The 20,827-nt window shown below is 42.2% G+C and carries 17 protein-coding genes and 3 tRNA genes; all 20 read right to left on the bottom strand.

Features of this window, described 5'->3' with window-relative positions; genetic code table 11:
* Positions 1-47 precede the first annotated feature (47 nt).
* The 20 genes from I3255_RS01870 to I3255_RS01770 all read right to left on the bottom strand — a co-directional run bounded on the left by I3255_RS01870 (position 48) and on the right by I3255_RS01770 (position 20,752).
* A complete protein-coding gene (locus I3255_RS01870) occupies positions 48-512 on the bottom strand; it encodes a pilin (RefSeq protein ID WP_275950122.1) in 465 nt (154 codons plus the stop codon).
* A 116-nt stretch (positions 513-628) separates the two neighbouring features.
* On the bottom strand, positions 629-1,072 hold the full coding sequence (locus I3255_RS01860) for a pilin (RefSeq protein ID WP_238036261.1): 444 nt from the start codon (positions 1,070-1,072) through the stop codon (positions 629-631).
* 417 nt (positions 1,073-1,489) lie between these two features.
* Positions 1,490-1,939 (bottom strand): type IV pilin protein, encoded by a 450-nt coding sequence (locus tag I3255_RS01855; protein ID WP_238036259.1) that lies wholly within the window; start codon positions 1,937-1,939, stop codon positions 1,490-1,492.
* Positions 1,939-2,490, bottom strand: a complete 552-nt coding sequence (locus I3255_RS01850) for a prepilin-type N-terminal cleavage/methylation domain-containing protein (RefSeq protein ID WP_238036258.1) — start codon at positions 2,488-2,490, stop codon at positions 1,939-1,941. Before I3255_RS01850 ends, I3255_RS01855 begins: the two co-directional genes overlap by 1 nt.
* Positions 2,491-2,502: 12 nt before the next feature.
* Positions 2,503-6,447: a pilus assembly protein PilY gene (locus I3255_RS01845; RefSeq protein WP_238036257.1), complete on the bottom strand. Its 3,945-nt coding sequence runs from the start codon at positions 6,445-6,447 to the stop codon at positions 2,503-2,505.
* 32 nt (positions 6,448-6,479) lie between these two features.
* Complete coding sequence (locus tag I3255_RS01840) at positions 6,480-7,355, bottom strand: pilus assembly protein PilX (protein ID WP_238036256.1); 876 nt, start codon at positions 7,353-7,355, stop codon at positions 6,480-6,482.
* A gap of 21 nt (positions 7,356-7,376) precedes the next feature.
* Positions 7,377-8,360, bottom strand: a complete 984-nt coding sequence (locus I3255_RS01835; RefSeq protein WP_238036255.1) for a prepilin-type N-terminal cleavage/methylation domain-containing protein — start codon at positions 8,358-8,360, stop codon at positions 7,377-7,379.
* On the bottom strand, positions 8,360-8,926 hold the full coding sequence (pilV, locus tag I3255_RS01830) for a type IV pilus modification protein PilV (protein ID WP_238036254.1): 567 nt from the start codon (positions 8,924-8,926) through the stop codon (positions 8,360-8,362). Before pilV ends, I3255_RS01835 begins: the two co-directional genes overlap by 1 nt.
* Positions 8,926-9,423: a GspH/FimT family pseudopilin gene (locus tag I3255_RS01825; protein ID WP_238036253.1), complete on the bottom strand. Its 498-nt coding sequence runs from the start codon at positions 9,421-9,423 to the stop codon at positions 8,926-8,928. Before I3255_RS01825 ends, pilV begins: the two co-directional genes overlap by 1 nt.
* A gap of 270 nt (positions 9,424-9,693) precedes the next feature.
* The gene (locus I3255_RS01820) at positions 9,694-10,530 is read right to left on the bottom strand and encodes a ComF family protein (protein ID WP_238036252.1); all 837 of its coding nucleotides are present in this window, start codon (positions 10,528-10,530) and stop codon (positions 9,694-9,696) included.
* Positions 10,531-10,570: 40 nt separating this feature from the next.
* Positions 10,571-11,983, bottom strand: coding sequence for a phospholipase A (locus tag I3255_RS01815; RefSeq protein WP_238036250.1), 1,413 nt, complete (start codon positions 11,981-11,983; stop codon positions 10,571-10,573).
* A gap of 369 nt (positions 11,984-12,352) precedes the next feature.
* Positions 12,353-14,527 (bottom strand): protein-disulfide reductase DsbD, encoded by a 2,175-nt coding sequence (dsbD, locus tag I3255_RS01810; RefSeq protein ID WP_238036248.1) that lies wholly within the window; start codon positions 14,525-14,527, stop codon positions 12,353-12,355.
* 47 nt (positions 14,528-14,574) lie between these two features.
* Complete coding sequence (locus tag I3255_RS01805) at positions 14,575-15,141, bottom strand: protein-disulfide reductase DsbD N-terminal domain-containing protein (RefSeq protein WP_238036246.1); 567 nt, start codon at positions 15,139-15,141, stop codon at positions 14,575-14,577.
* Positions 15,142-15,382: 241 nt separating this feature from the next.
* On the bottom strand, positions 15,383-15,823 hold the full coding sequence (gspG, locus tag I3255_RS01800) for a type II secretion system major pseudopilin GspG (RefSeq protein WP_238036525.1): 441 nt from the start codon (positions 15,821-15,823) through the stop codon (positions 15,383-15,385).
* 545 nt (positions 15,824-16,368) lie between these two features.
* Positions 16,369-17,571 (bottom strand): type II secretion system inner membrane protein GspF, encoded by a 1,203-nt coding sequence (gene gspF, locus I3255_RS01795; RefSeq protein ID WP_238036244.1) that lies wholly within the window; start codon positions 17,569-17,571, stop codon positions 16,369-16,371.
* A gap of 84 nt (positions 17,572-17,655) precedes the next feature.
* Positions 17,656-18,711, bottom strand: a complete 1,056-nt coding sequence (locus I3255_RS01790; RefSeq protein WP_238036243.1) for a hypothetical protein — start codon at positions 18,709-18,711, stop codon at positions 17,656-17,658.
* A gap of 290 nt (positions 18,712-19,001) precedes the next feature.
* Positions 19,002-19,937: an AraC family transcriptional regulator gene (locus tag I3255_RS01785; RefSeq protein ID WP_058025656.1), complete on the bottom strand. Its 936-nt coding sequence runs from the start codon at positions 19,935-19,937 to the stop codon at positions 19,002-19,004.
* 435 nt (positions 19,938-20,372) lie between these two features.
* Positions 20,373-20,448, bottom strand: a tRNA-His gene (locus I3255_RS01780).
* A gap of 42 nt (positions 20,449-20,490) precedes the next feature.
* Positions 20,491-20,567, bottom strand: a tRNA-Arg gene (locus tag I3255_RS01775).
* 108 nt (positions 20,568-20,675) lie between these two features.
* Positions 20,676-20,752 (bottom strand) — tRNA-Pro (locus I3255_RS01770).
* Positions 20,753-20,827: the final 75 nt, after the last annotated feature.

The raw sequence follows: 20,827 nt of genomic DNA, 5'->3' as shown, positions 1-20,827 counted from the left end.
AAAACCACCTAATTGCCATTAATTAAAAAGGGCTGCCAGGTGGTTTTTTATTGAATGGCCTGCGGGAGATACTTATCGTCTACTTCGGTCTTGCCATCTTTGGATAAGACGCCATCTTTACTTACTGTCATTACGATGGTTTTCCCTTTTATCCTGCTAGACACACCATTGCTTTTGAACGTATACGTTATGCCACAAGGAGGTAAACCATTTACGGCAGAAGTAACTATCGCCTTACCATACTTTCCGCTCATTTTATCTACTCCTTCTTTCATTGATGCAATTGTAGCGCGATCAGCAAAACAAGTACCTTCTTGAACGTTCGTAGCAATACCATTTTTTAGACCATAGGCTAAGCGAAAGGCTTCAGATGTTTGAGTCTTTACAATATATTCTTGGTAGACAGGAACGGCTATAGCAGCCAAAACACTTACAATAGCAGTGACGATAATTAGCTCGATAAAGGTGAAAGCAGATTGGGATTTTGGTAAATGCTTTATTGTCAAGGGCATGAGATATACTACCTGCAAGAAGTGGTTTATTGCTGTCCATATAATGTCATATTCTCATTACTGAAAGCAAAAAGCCAAGCAGATTGCTTGGCTTTTTATCACATTTGATAGTGATATTAGGTTAAAGACTTAGGTAAGATATCAGCATCTAAGGTGGTCGACGCAGCTTTAGTTAATGTACCGTTATTATTTACAGTAGCATCAATCTGTTTACCAGCGACTTGGCTAGATACACCAGTTGTATTAAATAGATAGCTAAGCGTACAACCTGTAGTAGCCGTTGGTGCAGGGTTGATGGTTGTAGGTGGTGTACCACTCACTGTCAAAACACCGTATTTGCCAGTAACTGTATCAGCTGTACCTGAAACTTTAGTACAAGAGTTATTTTGTAAGTTAGAATTAATATCTGACTTCGCACCATCCATAAGCGTAGAGGCTTCAGCAGCTTGCGCTCTTGCAATATAGTTCTGATAAGCAGGAATAGCGATCGCAGCTAGGATACCGATAATAGCGACAACGATCATTAGTTCGATTAGGGTAAAACCTTTTTGAGCGTTCATAAGAACTCCTTTTACGATAAGGTAATGGCAATATAGGGCTGGACTTGACCTAGCTATCATCGCCACTGATTATATATAATTGACAGCTTAAATTAAATATTCCATCTAGCTACTGTCTTACTAGTATCGTTGCAGGTAGCATGCCAACTTCTCATAACTGCTTAAAATATTCGTTCATTTCTTCGAACTAGTATTACCACTAATGTTTGTCACCATATGACACTTAGTTTATGACTTATCCTAGCTATTAGACATACTTATTTGGTACTTTTGATGAGTAACATAGCAGACAATATTGGATTAATTGATATTATTACCAGTTTATTGCTTAAAATTGTCAGTTCATGTAAGTTGTAAAGGAGAGAGATAAATGTAACTGACGTTTTTTGTCAGCATATGCAATTTAAGCTATTACTATCAATCGCTCCATTCTTTATCTGTGCCACATTTTTTATTAGTACTATTACCTCTACATTTAATACCTTGATAGTTAAGAGTCAAATCACCATCTCCTGCCATTTGGGTATTGGACTTTGGCGTAGCAGTAATTGTCCATTTAGTGACAAGTGGATTTGTGATAGTGACATCATACAATTTAGTTCCCTGTCTTGGATATGCTGTAGCAAAATCTGTTATGACACCTGTACTGATGGCACTATAACTTCCTTGGGCTAATTTTCGACTCTCGATTTCCGAAGCAATATTGTGCATCTCACTCATCATATCAGTACGTTTTGTCTTAATGACATACTGTTGATAGCTTGGGTAAGCGATAGCAGCGAGTACGCCAATAATGGCGACGACGATCATCATTTCAATCAGGGTAAAGCCGTGTTGCTGTTTAAACACTTTAGTAATTGTAGACATTACCAACTCTCCTTTCCCACACCGCAGTCAGTAGAAGTTACCGTTACCGTTCTATCTTTGCTCTGGCACCGTAACCCCGTACTATTAAGTATAAAGAGGTGCGCGTCAGAGCTTATAAGGCTAGAATTGGGCTCAGCAAGCATACGCCATGAGTTTCCCGCGGTAGAAAAGCTAGTAGTGGCAGGCGCTAGAGTACCGTTCGTACTAGCATCAACTAGACTAATCTTATAATTGTAATTACCATTACTGCTACCCGCTGGCACATATATAGTTTGATTAGTAGGTGCGTCATCATAACCGTTACTGACTGTACCATCACTGGCTGTCTTTCTAGGTTGAAATCCTTTGTAAGTCAAAGCAGTAGCACGCCAACGATTAAGTTCTATCTCAAGCTGCTGCAGACGTGCTTGTGCTTGGTGCTCTGAATTGCGAACAACATACTGTCTGTACGACGGAATAGCTATCGCAGCCAGAATAGCGATGATAAAGACCACAACCATTAGCTCAATTAGCGTAAAGCCTGTCTGTTGCCTAAACACTTCTTTCTTCATATTGCTGTCTCATCAGTCTACTTCATACCATGTTTTTGGCTGAAGAGTAAATCGATCATTGAATATCAAGTCAGGAGCAGTACCACTTCCTGGAAGAAGATCAGTAGCTGACAGGTTCTGGTTCTGACTCAAACCATAAGGCTTTGAGATGAGATCAAAAACGCCCTTATCCGTATCAGAACCGAAATTTACTCGATCATTTGCACGTTCTGCCAGAGTTCTGGTTCCGATAAGCAAACGCTGATTGGACAGTGTCGAGCTTCGCGGCCCTAAAGTAAGCTCTTGAATACCTTTACCTGCTCTGACAAATCCGCCTAGGCCATTTTTAGATGCATCATCAGTGCAAATACCATAAGGCAAACAATATAGCTGCCTTTCTGAGCCACCAGTAATCTTAGCAGAACAAGAATCTACCGTTCCATAATTCATATCTGGATTATAGGCAGTCGTATATAAGAAGCTATCGATCACTTCAGACTTACCGACACCTTTGGTATATCTGACATTACCATAACCGTCAAAGTTCGTTAACGGAATATACCAGCCATTCTTTGTTGTGCCTTGTAGCACTGAGATAGCAGTATTTTTTTGCGCTACTGTGTAACCCGTAGCGCTTAAAGTTCCGATGGCACTAGGCAACTCGACTAAATTACTACTTGCTGAATTATTGGCTGTCAAATCAGCTATTTTTTGACCGTTGGTATTACTTGCTGTCGTGAAGTTGCTCGCGTAAAAGATATTGTCCGCCTTTGTGACATCGGTATCCATTATGCCGTAGAGTCTATCAGACTTACTAAGATCACGTATCTTAGATAAAGGCGAGCTACGATCACCTGATATGACATTTACGAGTGCAAATAAACTGCTGCTAACGGGGTTTCGGTAAAAACTGACGACTGGGCGCTCATAGAAACGATGATTGTACTTGGTATCAGAGCCAGTATAAGCACTTTGAAGAACTCGAGTAACTCGAGTGTTAGTAAAAGAGGTCTCAGGCGATGATGCTGTGGCTGTCGTAGAAGGCTTTACAAATCCTGCATTGGTAAAGTCAGCACGGAAGACTTGACCACCTAAATCTGCAAAATAGATATGATCCATAAAGCCATCATTGTCACGATCTAGCGTAGTCACGCCAGCAACGATACTGTTTTTCATAGTGGTTACTGTTTTCGTTGCGCCTGAATCACTAGACGCTGACCAGATCAAAGCACCTGTTTTGGCATTAATAATATATACTGCGTTACCTTTGACAGAAGTTTTACCTGAGCATTCTTTTAGTTCTGAGTTAGTCACTCCTAGCTGAAAGCCTTCATATTCATAACACATATCATAACCACCACCGAATACTAGAACATCTGTTCCTTTATCACTAGCAGCTGTGCTCATTTTTATCTTAGCTTTAGTAGGCTTTTCCCAAATTTGACCCATACGACTAAAACCTGAAGTCGCTGGCGTAATCGCAAACATCATACTTGGACTTTCGTTATTAATAAGGTTCAGGCCATATAATGCCTCACCACCCATACGCAGACCACCATAAGCATAGATGCCTTTTCCATCAGTGGTATCAATATTAACTCTTTTATTTGTAAAGTCATACTTGTAGTCAGCACTCACCATCCAAGGGGCATCCACACCAAAATTAGGTGAACCAGTACTAGTCTTGGTCGCATCTTTGATTAATGCTGCTGATTTTTCAGGATCTATCAGCATCTCTCTTGGAATAATGACAAACTTCTCTTTACCACCATTCCCGCTAGTACTGGCATTGTCAGCATTAACCAAATGCAGACCACCTTCCGATGAACCAAATAGTACATAATCATCACGAGTAGTGTTAACTCTCCCATCTTCATCTAAGTTTGCTGAGTATGATACTGAAGCAGGAGTCGAGTGTATCGTCGCTCCTAGTACCTTGATAGGCTGAGTTGCATTGGCGCTCGTCAACGTCATATCCTTCACGTTGACCGTTGTCGCTGGAAGGTTGGCAAAACCTAAAAAGTTTAGTAGTTTTCTCAACGTCGCTTCATTATAGGTTGCTGTATCCACAAAAGATGTATTTGTTAAGGCAGCATTATTTACCAACACTTTACCTGCAGCATTGACACTCACCTTTTTTAATACTGGCTTTTTACTAGCATTGTTTTCCCAATCTTCTACATATAAAGTCCTAACAGAGGCAACACCCGTCGCTGGTGTGCTCAGTTGTGAGTAAAATCCACCCGACTCTACTTTATCATTGGCGCCAGCATAATTTTGATCTGACCATAAATCCTGTGCTGCTGGGTTCAACTCCCCTGCTATATTTTTGAAGAGCTTAGTATTACTCTTACCATATAGCGTGCCTTCGTTTAAACTATATTTCTTTAGGTTACCTTCCCAAATCACTGAGTTTTCAGCAACTTTGGGTTGTATAGTGGGATAGTAGGCGACAGCGAGCTGACTATCGGCACGATACGGATCGTCTGGGATAATAATAGTCCCTGATGGCGTAGAAGGTAGAGTTTGATTCAAATCGCTAACGAAAGTGGTAATACTATTAACAATATCCTCAGTAGACTGCGCCGAAAAGAAACCACCCTCACCAAATCCACCAACCCCTGGCAATGCTGCAGTTGTCTTTTCGCCCCAATTACAGGCATTTCTTGCATCGATATCTGTGAATTTTGTGCAATTATAAAAATCTCGATTGGCAGTGATACCTGTTTTTGGATTGGTATAAGGAAGATTGCGAATAATTCGATCTGTTGGATCTTTTCTCGCATCCGCTACCCTGTCGACGTCAAAACTTGATCCGAAACCAACGACTGCCGTATAGATTTCTCTATCAGTACCTAATGGATTAATGGTAGGATCGCGTAAGGCTCTTGCAAACGCTCCTACTGCAGGCATACCATTATTGCCTTCGCTACCATCAGGTAATGAGTCTGACGGTATTGAGAAATTATTATTATTCAGTACTGTGCGCATTATTCTTGCAGGATCAGGTGAGCTATTTGGGTTACCATCGGTTAAAAAATATATCCCTCGTCCATCGCAAGAAGAAGGTGACGATAGTGGGCTAATATAGTTGCCATTGTTGCCATTACTTTTAGAGTCCTTAACGGAGTCATTAAAACCACTATAAATACCATTTCCATTCACATAGCGCGTATTAGTACCTAGCATATAAGCACCTGCCTCTGCATAAGCATTGGCGGTAGGAGTACCATTAGATCCTACTAAACCTGCGACTTCTTTCTTAATAAGACTACGTTGGGTATCGTCCAATAGTGCTGCTGGCACTAGTATTTTGCCACTTCGACCATCAGCACCTGTAAACTGATTGTTACTATTACTTTGTGTAGAAAATTGACCAATACCAATAGCGACTTTTTTGGGGTCTAATTGAGTATTGTCCATCAAAGTAAAAATGGCATCCTTGAGACGTGTCAAGCGATCATAGGTCCTTGCTCTTTTATAAAAATATCTATTATTAGAGCCAGAGGTCACATATTCAAAGCCACTAATTGCTGGAACGTAATTTATTCTTGTCCCACAATCATTAAAACTATAATCGTTAGACCCTGAACCATCTTCGCCGCCACAGCGATACCATACGTTAGTATAGTCTCTATCCTGACGAAAAAAATACTTATTAGTATCGCAATAATTTCTCGCATAACTTGGATTAGTTGAAGAATTTTCCGAACCTCGAATGTAACTAGTACCTGCAGGCAGATCACAAGCATAGCTGACTTGATAAATACTCATGCTACCGGACGTGTCTAACATCATGGTAATAGTCGTCTTACCACCTTCAGCCGCCTTGTATATCTCTAAATCGCCAATTTTTTTACCCGCGACATCAGCTTGTGCGACTGGTAGGGCGACCATAGCAGCCATGGCAACGACTAGATGCTTCAAAGGTAACGCAACTTTGCCACTCATGGGCGATATAGTATTTAGTCGTTTCATAACCTCTATCCTTTGTATAATAAGTAAACTATTTATGGCGTAGTTTTGAGGACGCATTCTGCATTTAATGTGCCTCTACCAAACGGGATACACTTCGTAGACGAAGAGATGTTTTCGACATCCGCTTGCTCATATAGCATTTTACTTGGAGTGTTGGCGGCGAGCATACAGTCGCTTAACGATTTCTTGCTACCAATCACATTGGCTTTAATACTAGTCTGTGCAAAACAATTATCACCATTAGCTTTAGGTTCGCTGTAAGACGGTAACGCTGAAGCAGATCTGATATCGAACGTAAATTTTTTACTGGTCCTATCCTCAATCTCTTTACCGATAACCACATGTCCAAACCTTTCTGCATTTGGGTCGACAGGTGCAACAGTCACGCTCATTTGCGTAACCACCGTTTGTCTAGCACTGGTATAGCCATCAGCGCTATTGTAATCACATATACCATTATTCAAACCACTCCAATAAGCTGTTGGATTGGCGGTCGTGCCTTTCACCATGACGGTAGCATTAGATGCCAAATATTTTTTGGTGCGCGGATTAAAGCAGTAAATAAATTCATTAGTCGAATTTTCAGGATTTAGTAAGAAATGACCAAACACGCCTGCCGCACTCGTTACATCAAGATATTCAGTGGATGTTGAGCTACCATTCAGCATCATTTCGAGCTTTTGATTGGCACTGTCTGAAGACTGCAATAATACTGTGTTGATCTGATCGCTTGTAGCAATCTTAAGATCAGTATTACTCTGTCTCACCGCTATAGCACCAGCTAGCATAATCAACACTAAAAATAGTAGTACTACTATCAACGTTGCGCCTCGCTCAGCACTCCGATATCCAAGAGTCATTTTGACGTCTTTTATAGTTGAATTTGGTGAATAGCGATGGATCGTCATTCTTACTCTCCTTACCAGAGTTTATAGGCTGGTTTTTACGTTGACTACACGAGCATTGCGTAAGAAGGTTGTTGTCTCATAAGTCGTACGTACTTGCTTCTGGCGCGCAGTGTCTGTCTTCAGTACATTACTTTGACCTAACAACATGAAAGAGGTTTGATCATCACTACCTAATATAGGAGTACTACCATGAACGATTAAACCTATTTTTACTGCCGTTATTGCTGGTTTATTAGTAGTTATCGATAAATAGGCACTGCTTGGTAAATACATGATTTGACCTGCATTACTACCCGAATCATACTGGGCACCTAACAAGATCTTGAACTGATCCACATTAGTAATAAACTCTTGACCAGCTTGACCAAAATTACGCGGATCTGTACCACTTATCGTTCTAATCTTGCCTGCTGCAAAATCCACCCTTCCAGCATCGCACGCCAGTACTAGGTTTTTAATAGCGCTACTACTGCTATCATTCGTAGCAGGTCGCAAAAAGTAACGCTCGATAGCGATATCATTTACCTCAACTGCCGAGCCCTCACAATCACTGAACGGGCTACCTGTTATATTAGTATATTGGATTGTCAGTTGATCACTAGGAACAGTAGTATTTGAAACGCCTGTCCATCCATTTGTACCGCTAGTAGGATCACCTGCGCGCCTTGTCAAATAACCAGTATCGGTGTAAGGCGTGGTAGCAACCCCAAGGTTGGCACCTGTTAAGACGATACCACCTTTTGCAGTCGTTCCATCTATTCTATTAATAGGGTTTCCTAAATTAGCCAAGCGAACTTTTTTTTCTAATTGCTGTAGCCCAAACACGCTAGCGTCTTGCAACTCGCTACCACTAGATTGCACACTACTCGTCTTAACACTAATTACGTATATCTGTATAACAGCGGCTGAGATAATCAAACCTATGACTAATGAAATCATCAACTCTATTAAGGTAAAACCAGACTGATCGCAATTACTATACTCATAACTTTTAAGGTTTGGCATCAGTAGGCCTCCATAATAAAGCACTCTGCACCATTTTTATAAGTGCCATTTGCATTGGCACAGGCATTCGCATCACTATCGCTTAGAGTTACAGTAGTATCACCCCAGCTAGCTACAAAACATTGGCGTTCTTGATTACCTGATGTACCAGGACAGCCGTTAGGCACTAAGCCCAACTTAATATCATTTTGCACCGCATATGATTTCATCAACAAGCCATCACGTGCCCCTAGCTGCTCAATAGTACAGCTATCTGTGGCAGCAGGTGCTCCAGCTGTATTTTTTACACAACTATCTTTTGTGATTGTGACACCATCTATCGTTATAGAATCAGTACTGCCATTTACAGCAATTTTGAAAGCGCTTATTCCACCTGAGTTCGCACGTATTGCTTCCGCGCCTCCTCTCATAATAGTTAATGCTCGCGTACGCATGAGGCTTTCATCAGTAGCTTTTACAGCAGTCATTTGCATAGCTGAAAACCCAAGCACTGCAACTGCTAATAGTAACAGTGCCACTAGCACCTCTACTAAGCCCACACCATACTGGTTATTGATGTCTTTCATTAGCAAGTACCTCCTAATTTCTTGTTACTAATGCTTGCTACTGTGTTAACTTCAATTTGTCGTGGTGTTACTACTGCGCTGCTATCACAAATAGTATAAGTGACTTTGCCAACGTTAGATGTCACTTTATTTGGTTGAAAAGTCACCGCAGTTACTGTATTGGGATTGATAGATACTGTGCTTGTAGAATTAACATTATAAGTCTCCAACACAGTGCCACTAGTGTTCTGCAAGACAATGGTTTTGGCAGTATTATTATATACAACTCGAATATCTTGACGACGAATAACACTTTCGACTTTTGCTTCTTTTAAAGCATTTTCAAGGGTAGCAGCCGTCGACTTAACACGCTGATTGGCCAGCTGTGTGCTAATATTTGGTGCAGCAATACTCACAATAATGGCTAATACAGCAATCGTTACCATCAGCTCAATCAAGGTAAACCCTAAACTGGCTGTTCTTAGCGAGGTCGGTAGACTATTCATAGATGCGTTCACATCAAATCCCTATTTAGCACTGCTAATGTCTGTCTCTTATCAGTTTTTATTTTAAAATAACTAAAATCTAGTGTTAGTTTTGCTAATAATTTTATAGTTAACTTAACTAATAACATGCAATTTTTGTTCCACAACATTCTGCTCATGTTATATATAAATGAGAAATAAGGCACATTTGATAGTTCAGTAGATATATACGTATCTAATAATATAGCGTTACAATGATATATTAGCAATATATTAATGATTTCAAACAGATAGGAAAAAAATTTATGATTGGCTGCCATGAGCTAAGGCATAGGCAGAGATGTCATAGTTATCAGGGCTTTGGACATTTATGATCGCTGTTGGCTCAGATGAGATGAATGCACGTGCCAGTGCTTGCAAGCTTGCGCCTGTCGTAGACACATCATCGAACAATAGTAAGCGTTTTGCCAAAGGTTTTTCAGTTAGCGCAAACGCATTGTCTAGGTTGCTTAGACGTTCAGCGCGTGTGAGCCCTTGCTGACTGACCGTATCATCAATACGCTCAACACCATGCCATAAAGGTATTTGCCAATGCTTTGACAGTTGTGATGATAAAATACTGACAGGATCGAACCCTCGTTTCACTAGCCGTTGATTGGTCGTTGGCATGGCAACAATCACACTATTGTTACGATGACAGCCATGTGGCCGTGGTAGCTGACGTAATGCATGTAACAACAATGGCAATTTTGTCATGTCTTCATGATGCTTAAACGCCCGAATCGCTTGACGGATTGGATACTCATAATAGGTAGATGCTTGGATAGATAAGGATCTACCAGCAGCAATGTCAACATCAAAAGGCTGTGGTAGCCATGCGATACTATTATGGCAATAAGTGCAGAGTAACCCACTACTTAAGCGGTGATTGATTTGATGATAAATATGAGCAAACGAGGATTGATTGCTTGAAAGGGAAAATTCAGAATTTTCGCTCGATGCGTCATTACTATTAGCGTGTGAGTGCTGCATCAATAGCTGAGATTGTGCTGTACTTCGATAAATACGGCATAGCTGGCAGCGTACATTTAAATACTCTGCCAGCCACAGTCCAGTTTGATAAGGCGTTAAGCGGTGCATAGACTATTGATTATCATAAATATGGTAAGACTCGCTTATATTAGAGGCCTTTCCAATCATTCAGTACAATACCGAAACCAATAGAGGTATTCTCATGATTATAATCGACAATGGACTCACCATAACCTTGGAATAGCTGCACCATGCCATTGACGTTTTCTGACAATGGATAGATATAGTCGATTTGGGCAGCGCCTTTATTGGTGCTTGGATTGTAGCGCAAAGTACCGCTGATGCTTTGCTCGGCAGGCAAATCATATAAGAACTTGATATCGCCATAACCCATGTAATCTTCGATATCTGGGTTGTCATCGTCGCTACTGCTATCACCATTTACTCGAGCCCATAGACGCGGTATGACTGACAACTTGCCCCACTCTGCCCCTGCCATCAAATAGGCACGGTTCCACGAACGTGATAACGGATCATCTTGTCCATTAGAATGGTGCACAGCGCCCGCCCCTAACATACGTAGACGTCCACCGAAAGGTAGGTCTGCCGTCACAGGCTGGGTCAAAAATATTTCAGGTTGATAGTCGGTAGCACGAAATGGTCGTGAATTGTCTTCGTTATAAACCTGCCAATGTGACTCTTGGGTATAACCAAACCACAGATCCGCACTGGTATCGAATAGATCCTCTGCGACTTTACTCTTTAGAGATAACTGGAATTTTAGCTCTGTCTCACGTATGTCATTAGAGTCAAAAGGTTCAATTTCTTGAGAAGGGGTGCTTGGACTTAAATTAGGATCAAAAGTATAAAATAATGGGAGCAGATAAGTCGGACGGTATGGTCTTACCGTCCAAGTACCGCGCTCACTGTTTTGATCGAGATCATATGCCAAACTGAGTGGTGTATACTTTTCAATATCTGCTTGAGTGACACCCACGCTTTCTAGAACTTGTGCTTCTTGCTGACTGTCTGCGACCGTATCCAAACTATTGGTAGTAGACTGTTGATTAGCAGTTGCGCTCTCATCACTGAAAGTATTGGTCGAGTTCTCTTCCACAAAAACGACTTGTGGGTTACCCGAAATAGTCGTCTTAAATGTTTTTGCCAAATCAACTGGCTGCTTGGTCGTGGTATAGCTTGGTGTTTTGCCTTGTTCAGCTACCTTGTCAAAACAAGCCAAACGAGCGGCACTACTCTGCACTTGCGTACATTCAGAAAACAGCTTCGCTTGTTGAGCAATAAATTCTTTGCTGATTACTTTATCGCTCTGTGTGGTTACGCCCTGAGGCATCTCAACGGTTTCATATTCAAACGCCGCTTCTGGTACTGGTAGTTCGTTATAAGTTTGACTATTGTCAGCTGCTTGTACTTGTACCGCCGTACAACTCAACGCGATAGCAACCGCAATACTCAAATGAGTATGTATCGTGCGACTACTGGCGTTACGACTGATTACATGAGTACGTTGTAATTGACGCTGAGTGGTGATGTGGGCAAACATAAATGTCCTTTATCTAACCAGCATTATCGCCAGCAGAGTATGTGAGTTAATTAATATAACTGTTAGCGTCGCCGCTAAAAAACTAGAAAAAATGAGAACATCAGAAGCAGTTATGACAAACTGATATACCCCTTCAGTATTGTTACTTTATTGTAATGAAAATATAATCACTATACTAGCGTTATCGATATATTAAATCTGGCTAAAGAGACATATTATGTGTGAAACCAAACGTTTAGAAGATATTATAAAAATAATTTAATAGCATTAAAAAAGCCAGCGTACCATTATTGGCATACGCTGGCTTTTTTTCATTATTAAGCCTTAGCAAAAGACTTACTCAGGTTATTAAGTACGGGTTGTGAGCCATCAGTTGTTTAGCGTCGTTAAGGTTTGCTCAAACTCCACGCGACCGATTTCGCCCACTTGCTGGTTAACCAATTGACCACCTTGATAATAAAGTAATGCGGGCGGGCCAAACAGCTTGTAGCGTGACAAAATGGCTTTGGAGTCTTCCGTAGTATCCGTGATATCAAGTCTCACCAACTGCCAGTCTTGCATCTGTGCTGGGCGATTATGAAATAAGTTTTTATCCATGATACGGCACTCAACACACCAATCTGCTGTCAAATCAACAAGGACATTAGGATTTGCCGCAACAATCGTATCTAGCTCAGCAAGCGTGGTGATCGTTTTATCTGTCGCTGCACTATCGTTACCCACCGGCTGACCAGTCGCTGACTGAACCATGGTCGGCGTAGCGCTTAGCGAGGCTAATGGATGCAAGCTATCATCATTCCCTAATGCTGCACCCACGATCAAACAAGCAGCCCAGATACCAGCGATTAGACTCATGGCTTGGGTTAACATGCGTCTTCTGCCGATCCAGCTCCACGCCCATGTCGCCACCACCATAAACCATAATGCCCAGACCATAAGCATCACTGGCGATATAAACACACGCTCAACTAATAGCAATGCCACCGCGAATAATAGCAGCGCAAAGCCCTGCTTGACCCAGTTCATCCACTCTCCTGCTTTTGGCATGATTTTGCCCTGAGTGGCACCAATTAAAATAAGCGGTGCTGACAAACCAAAACCTAGCATAAATAAGGCGGCGAAACCCAAGAGTGGACTACCAATGGTAGAGACTGCTAATAGCGCACCGAATAATGGCGCAGAGACGCAAGGCGATACGACTAATGCAGATAAAAATCCAGCGATCAAACTACCACCTGTGCTACCAAGCTTGCTATCACCTGCTTGGCTAAGTCCCTGCATTTTTCGGCTGAGTGCTTGCGGTAAACGTATGGTAAAAGCATCCAGCATATATAGCGCTAACAAGACGAAAACAATCGCAAAGCTAATCAAAATAATAGGATTTTGTAACCAGCCAATAATACCTAATGACTCGCCAAATACCGCAATGACAGCACCCAAAATACCATAGGCAGTCGCCACACCAATCGCGTAACTGGTGGTTAAGATGACGCCGCGTTTGACCGTTGGGTTTTGCTCGCGGGCCACAATATTGGCAACGATGGGCAGCATCGGTAGGACACACGGCGTCAATGCCAAACCTAGACCTGCTAAAAACAGTAAGACCAGTGCGAGCCAAGGATGAGATGCTAAACCAAAGGGATCACCATCGACAAGGTTGTTAGCATTTACATTCTCGCTATTGGTCGCGTCACTTGATACATTAGCGTTTGCTCCAGAAATCGTAGTCGTTGCAGTGCTACCATCTAAAGAGTCATACTCCAAAGCACTGTCATCGATTAGATCATAATCAATAACCTCATCATCCATCGGCGCTTGTTCTGATTGCGCCGCGGTGCTACTGGCACCAGTTGTTGTGGATGTCGTCTCAGTATCCCCAGCAGATATCGTCGCATCAGTCAGATTGTCGCTCGCGGCCGTCTCGTTAATAGACGCACTTTCTGCCTCAGTGTTGGCATTACTTGTCGCGCTCTGTGACGATGCTACTGCGATATTGACCATGGTTTTGATTTTTTCAGGGGGATAGCATAATCCCGCTTTGGCGCAACCTTGCCAACCAATGACAATCGCTGCATCATCGATGCTTTTTCCGTTGTTACTGGTCAATGTGGTAGTTGCGACCATATTGGCTTGATCAAACACCAATACTTTACCAAATGTCGGATCGTCGATTGAATATGGCTTTTGGTTAAAGGTAAAAGGTGCTGCCGTCACACCCGCAGGTAGCGTTAATTTGATTTGATTCTTATAGACATAATGTTCAGGTGTGATATCAAAATTAATAGACAGGCGCGTACCTGACTTGGTAGAGGCACTACTGCTACTAACCTGAAAGGCTTCATCTACTGGCAAAAATTTCGATTGCGCTGTATTTTGACTGCTGCCAAATAGATCACCCAATCCTGCCGCTTGCGCCGTCGTTGACGTCGCTAACAATCCTGTCAATAGCGAGCCGCTAGCAATCGCACATGCTAAGACATACGATTTTTTTGCATGTGTATTTGTAGTCAATGATGGCGATTGTTGTGATGTCTTCATGAGCATGAATAGCTACCTGTTATTACCAATATTTGAATCAAACTTCTCAATATTTATCTACGTGTCGCAGCAATATTTACCTTAGTTTTGATCTTTTCGGGTGGGTAGCATAGCCCAGCTTTTGCACAGCCTTGCCAACCAATGATAATCGGGGCATTTTTTGCGCCTTTACCATTATTGGTCGTCAGCATCGTGGTGGCAACAACACTCCTTTGCGTAAATACTGGAACTTTACCAAAGGTTGGATCATCAATGGACACTGGTGTCTGATTAAAGGTAAACGGCGTTGCGCTTATCCCTTTTGGAAAGCTTAACGCGAGCTGATCTTTATAGACATAATGTCCTGGCGTGATATCAAACGTGATGGATAAACGCGTGCCCTTAGATGTGGCTTTGGTGCTGCTAGTCACTTGGAAAGCTTCATCCACTGGTAAAAATTTTGATTGGGATGCGCTACTGCTATTAAATAATTCGTTCAATCCTGCCGCCTGTGCGCTAATTGATGTCATGGATAAAGCTGTCATCAATGAGGTGGTTGCAACAGTAAACGCAAGCGCATAGAACTTAGTAGCGCGTTTATTGATAGCGACTGATTGTAGTGTTGGTATTTTTATTGACATAAGTTATTACCTTTGATGTTAGCTTCCAGTGACTGGCAGTACGGATATACACCTACTGATAAAACTATTGACCCTCAATACAAGGTTCATATCAGATGGTATTTATTTTACGTATCGATAAAAAATATCAACCAATAAAAAGTTATTGGTTGATATTGATAGGTCGTTAATTGCACGATAGCAAGTGCATTTAACGATATTTTATTGGTATAGGCTTTCTAGATGCCGACAAGGCTAAATCTTATAGCTGAGCATAAAGATCCGCATCCTGACCTTCACCACCTTGCTGTCCATCTGCACCTAAGGAAAACAAGTCATAAGGTCGCCCTTCACTACCTGGCGCAACATATTGCATCTCATTTTCCCAACCATCCGTTGGATAGCCACCTTTAATATAGCCACCTTCAGGATAGTTTTTTGCATCCGCAGGCGGTGTAGTAAGCGCTTCTAACCCTTGCGCTGTCGTCGGATAGCGTGAATTGTCGACTTTATACATATCTAACGCGTTGGAGACAGTAGCGAGCGCAGTTTCAGTAGTTTTGACACGCGCTTTGTCACTTTGTCCGACTACTTTTGGGACGACCAAGCCTGCAAGAATAGCCAAAATGACGATAACGACCATAATCTCAATAAGCGTAAATCCCGATTGTCCAGACTTACCTATCAAGCTGCGATGTGCCATTGAATGGACTCTCTGATGGTCATTTATAATGCCACCATGGACTTGAATATTATTATTGTCATTTTTGGTATTGGCACTTTTTGGGCTAATATTTACTTGAAGGGTGTCAGTCATAGTCATCGCTTTGGTCATCACAGTTATGTAAATAGTAAAAGTGGCGTTCTAGTAGCACTCATGCATCTAGGGGCTTATCAATAAAACCCTAAATCATTGTCACTATAAACCATGGTTTTATTTTTATCCAGCGCTGTGCTCAGATTGTCATTACAGTCAATACTGAGTAATCATAATCGTCAGCAGCAAGTAACCGTTACCAAATAATCATCGATATTTATCACTATCGTTTTAACCCGCTTTCACTATAACGTGGTGCTTATATTTACCATAGCAAAAATTTTGCTTGGTCAACAATATACAACAGTAAGCAAATCTTAAGAAAGCTAACGTAGGGTTTAGCAAGATAGGTAATTAAGAGAGGATAAAATATAGGCAGTTAATAGTTTGAGAAGAATACATCGACTGTTTGTCAGCTAGTTAACTCTTGACTAGCCTGCCAAGTCATTCATGTTGACGATTGGTAGCATCACTGCCATCACGATAATCATCACCACCACGCCCATCAAGACCAGCATCAAAGGCTCAAGTAATGATAGTAAGGTGCTAATAAAATTGGTTGCCTCCGCTTCTTGCATTGTGGCGGCACGACTGAGCATGTTTTCAAGCTCGCCTGAATTCTCACCGCTTTTGATCATTTGTACCATCATCGGTGGAAAGTAAGTGGATTTTTCGAGTTGGCTGGACAAACTTGAGCCTTCTGTGACCCTATCAGCAGCAGTCACAATCGTTTGCTTGATGTGCAAATTGGTCGTCACTGCCGCACCAATATGTAGTGCCTCAATCAACGGCACCCCTGAGCGCACCAAGATCGCAAGCGTGCTAGCAAAACGCGCCGCATTCAATCCCTTAGACAATCTGGCTAATATCGGTAGCCTGAGCACCACACTATCTATTGCCAATTTCCCAGCCTGCGTTTGGGCAAAACGATAAAACAAAAACGCAGTACCTGCCAATACCAGTAGCATTAGCCACCACCACTGCGTAATAATATTTGATAACGTCAGAACGACTTGAGTAATTAATGGCAGGGCCTGTTCAGACTGCTCAAAGACTTTGACAATTTTGGGCACCACAAAACTCATCAGCCCCATGATGACGCCAATAGCCATGACCATCAGTACAATCGGATAGACCATCGCCCCTTGGATTTTCTTTTGGAGGGCAAAGCGGTTTTCGGTGTAGTCGGCTAGCTGATTAAGGATTAAATCCAAGTGACCAGATTTTTCGCCTGCGGCAATCGTCGCGATGTATAAGGGCGGGAAGCTCGCCGCTTGTTGTAATGCTCGCGCTAAGCTTAAGCCTTCGAGGACATGTGAGCGTACCGCCAGCATCAGAGATTTGATATGCGTCTTTGGCGATTGTTTAGCAACAGCAGCCAAGGTTTCTTCAAGTGGGATACCAGCCGCTAGTAGTACAGATAACTGGCGTGTGAGTAATGCAAGCTCATAAGCAGATGGTTTTTTATAGCGGCTTTTGTTTTGACTTTGTCTGTCATTGACCGCACTGACTTCGACTGGTGTCCACTGCTTATCACGCAACTGCTGCCGAACTTGCCGGGCAGAATCCCCTTCTAGTAAGCCTTTTTGGACACTACCTTGATCGTCAAGCGCTTTAAAATGATAAGCGGGCATAGCGGCAGATATCCTAAAAAAGTCACAGGTAGTGGTTTGGATTTATGGCTTAACCAAAAGGACAATGTCTATAAAAAGTATCTATCAAAGCGGCGTTGAGTCATTACTGTCAGGCATCAAGCCTTGTAATAGTAAGACATCCAAATGCTGCTGCTGTAATTTTTTATCAAAATCATTGACCTCAGCAATCAGCATTCTCTCAATGCGTTTATCACTCGCAAACACACTCAAGCGCGCACAAATCACTGCCAGCTGATAAACACGTTTTTTACAATACCCATCCAGACCTTGTAACAGCCTGACCATGTGCGGCGTCTCAAGGCTAGCATAGTCATAATCAGCAACGACTTGCTGACCGAGCGCTGCCACACCATAACTGATAGATAAGTGCGCGCAGAAATAACAGCTGAATAAATACCCAACCACATGACCGATATAATAACCGCGATCATAGGTAAAGCTGCTCACACCAAAATGACCAAGCACGTAGCTGTTGAGACTGCCTTGATCGCGGATTGGCTTGCCATGTTTTAGCTTGCCGACAGTAGCAAAGCACAGCGGGTTGCGCCCATCCTGCGTGGTAAGCTGCCAACCTGCTGGCTGCTGAGCGGGCATATGATGGACGATATCTGCAATAATATCATCGACCACGTGCAGCTGCTGCCAGAGTCGTTCAAGCATTTCCGTATCCATCAAACCACGCTTATCGAGCTGCTGAGCAAGCAAATACTGCTGATATTCTGCAAATTGTGATTTGAGGGTTTGTACTAAATACGTGGGGCGCGTATTGGCAGATGCCATATATAGCAGTCGAGTGCGTTCATGCTGGGCATGATAAAGAGCCACACGCTGCGCGGCTACGCTTGACTCGTTGGCGGTAGGCTGTGTGGTTGATGTATCGGTGTTAAGCTGCTCGCTAGCGCCTACTTCATCAATACTCTCTTTGGTATCTGACAAAGTAAATAGGGTTAATAATGTCGCTTTATCAGGCATCTCAGCCGTATTAGCTGACACCGTTTTGCCAGTATGCACGTTATCTTGCGCATTAGCTTTATCAGATTTCTGTTCTTTTTTAGCAGTTGCAGTAGTACCTTGGTGACTATTGGCTTCTGTACTTGGCTTTGCGGTCGGTTCAGTCATAACATACCATCAGCAGCAAAAATAAACATCGTCTCGATCCTTTTATATCACTGGTATACAGTCACATATTATGCATCAAATATAAGCGCTCACATCTCGACGACTCATTATTCCATAGTACCTGAACACAAGCGTATTGTCAGCCTCGCCTAGCCAAAATAGCGCCAGTTGACTGCCAAGTATTCTATCTATGCAAATACTATATCTATATCAATCAAAAAAAGCGCTAAGGATACCTTGATCGCCTTAACGCTTTTAATAAATGAACTCTGAGGACGTCAAAAAATAACTTACGCAAGCTTTTGTTGTTGATACTGTTGACGGTACGCTTTTGGTGAGACACCATAAACGCGCTTGAACGCCTGACTAAAAGTCGAGTCTGACGCATAGCCCACCATATCACTGATACGGCTGATACTATTTTGCTGTAAGCGCAAATAGCGTGCTGCCAAACGCAAGCGGTAATCAATCAAATAAGTGAGGGGCGGCATCCCTACCGTATCTTTAAAGCGCTGGGCAAAGCTCGAGCGCGACATACCTGCTACCTCTGCAAGCTTATGAATGGTCCAGCTTTGACTTGGCGCTTCATGCATCGCTGCAAGCGCCTTGGTCAAAAATGGATCTTTCATGGCCTTTAGCCAATTCTCAGTCGCCTCAGGTAAGCTTTCAATATAAACGCGCAAACATTCAATCATCATGATGCTTGCCCAGTGATTGATCACAGCTGTTTTGCCCATGCGTTCGCGCTCAGATTCCAAGGTCAAAAGCTTGATCTCCACATCAATCACCTCAAACCGACCATCAGCAGCATCATTGAGCTCAGGCAATATCGGTGGTAGCACAGATAGTAGAGGACTAATCATCTCTTTGTCGTATTTACACTCAATCAAAATTAATGAGGAATTAGGATCGCCATTACCATCGATCTCAAGCGTGCGATCTTGACAGTTGGTCAGTAACTCATCGAGGGGTTCAGCCACGTCACCATGATGATTGAGTGCATAACTCACGTGCTTATGCGCGTTCGGGATCATAATCATATCACCAGCGCGAGCTTCGCGTAGGCCATTGCCAACGTCTATACAAAAACCACCCGACATCACCAAGTAAAATAAAATGGTGTCTTTTCTACTCATAGAATAAGACCAATTGCCAGCACCATTCAAACGATAATACTTGGTCTCAAATAAGTGCACATTCTGTAGCAATACGCTCAATGCGTCCATCAATCAGTTCCTCAATAATACAGAGTCAATAACAACAAATCTTAAAAAGGCGGGGGTGTATCCAAAATGCTTTAAGTTTTTTCTGTGTAGCCAATACGATGTTTTCATCAGCAGGATGCATCAAGACCTAAGCATAATGCCCGATTTAAAACATGATGTCTATTTACTCATAAGCAGTACTAACCAATAGTAGAGCAGACACAGTCAGTTTAGGTTTTTGAAGAAAAACCTATCGCAAAATTGATATGAATAAGAAGTCAGTAAATCACTAAACAATTAAAAGTTCAGAAAGCTTTAACCGTTTAATATTATAGGATAATACAGGGAAATAGAAATCAAGCAGACACAAAAAAAACGCCAACAGTGGCGAGTGCTATTTATTAGATAAGATTTAGTATAAAGATAGGATTTATATGCAGATAATGCAAAATAAAATGGGGCGACTGATGGGACTCGAACCCACGACAACCGAGATCACAACCCGGGGCTCTACCAACTGAGCTACAACCGCCATAACTATTGCCAAAAGAATAGGCAAGATTTGCAGGCTAAATGGCGCGCCTGGCAGGATTCGAACCTGCGGCCACCTCCTTAGAAGGGAGATGCTCTATCCAGCTGAGCTACAGGCGCTCTTAGAGGACTTTTATACCCTATCATTCAGTTTATAATATAACTTTTACTATATCAGAAACTAAATCATTATACATAAAAAAAAGCCTGTAAGGCTCTTAAAATAGATGGTCGGAGTGATAGGATTCGAACCTACGACCCTCTGGTCCCAAACCAGATGCGCTACCAAACTGCGCCACACTCCGAAATTCTCTATTATCACGATAGTTTGTTGATTAACTCGTTATTGGCAATGCCGCTAACTTGTTAATGTTCCTCGC

The organism is Psychrobacter sp. Ps6, assembly GCF_022129235.1.
In the GTDB taxonomy this organism is placed as follows: domain Bacteria; phylum Pseudomonadota; class Gammaproteobacteria; order Pseudomonadales; family Moraxellaceae; genus Psychrobacter.
The sequence above is the reverse complement of the archived record's forward strand: the minus strand, read 5'-3'. Positions and strand labels throughout refer to the sequence as shown.

Coding starts and splice junctions, on each gene's coding strand:
- I3255_RS01785 (WP_058025656.1), bottom strand. CDS start 19,937: ATGGACGCATTGAGCGTATTGCTACAGAATGTGCACTTATTTGAGACC.
- dsbD (WP_238036248.1), bottom strand. CDS start 14,527: ATGCTCATGAAGACATCACAACAATCGCCATCATTGACTACAAATACA.
- I3255_RS01790 (WP_238036243.1), bottom strand. CDS start 18,711: ATGACTGAACCGACCGCAAAGCCAAGTACAGAAGCCAATAGTCACCAA.
- I3255_RS01845 (WP_238036257.1), bottom strand. CDS start 6,447: ATGAAACGACTAAATACTATATCGCCCATGAGTGGCAAAGTTGCGTTA.
- pilV (WP_238036254.1), bottom strand. CDS start 8,926: ATGAAAGACATCAATAACCAGTATGGTGTGGGCTTAGTAGAGGTGCTA.
- I3255_RS01805 (WP_238036246.1), bottom strand. CDS start 15,141: ATGTCAATAAAAATACCAACACTACAATCAGTCGCTATCAATAAACGC.
- I3255_RS01860 (WP_238036261.1), bottom strand. CDS start 1,072: ATGAACGCTCAAAAAGGTTTTACCCTAATCGAACTAATGATCGTTGTC.
- I3255_RS01815 (WP_238036250.1), bottom strand. CDS start 11,983: ATGTTTGCCCACATCACCACTCAGCGTCAATTACAACGTACTCATGTA.
- gspF (WP_238036244.1), bottom strand. CDS start 17,571: ATGCCCGCTTATCATTTTAAAGCGCTTGACGATCAAGGTAGTGTCCAA.
- I3255_RS01870 (WP_275950122.1), bottom strand. CDS start 512: ATGCCCTTGACAATAAAGCATTTACCAAAATCCCAATCTGCTTTCACC.
- I3255_RS01820 (WP_238036252.1), bottom strand. CDS start 10,530: ATGCACCGCTTAACGCCTTATCAAACTGGACTGTGGCTGGCAGAGTAT.
- I3255_RS01840 (WP_238036256.1), bottom strand. CDS start 7,355: ATGACGATCCATCGCTATTCACCAAATTCAACTATAAAAGACGTCAAA.
- I3255_RS01835 (WP_238036255.1), bottom strand. CDS start 8,360: ATGCCAAACCTTAAAAGTTATGAGTATAGTAATTGCGATCAGTCTGGT.
- gspG (WP_238036525.1), bottom strand. CDS start 15,823: ATGGCACATCGCAGCTTGATAGGTAAGTCTGGACAATCGGGATTTACG.
- I3255_RS01850 (WP_238036258.1), bottom strand. CDS start 2,490: ATGAAGAAAGAAGTGTTTAGGCAACAGACAGGCTTTACGCTAATTGAG.
- I3255_RS01855 (WP_238036259.1), bottom strand. CDS start 1,939: ATGTCTACAATTACTAAAGTGTTTAAACAGCAACACGGCTTTACCCTG.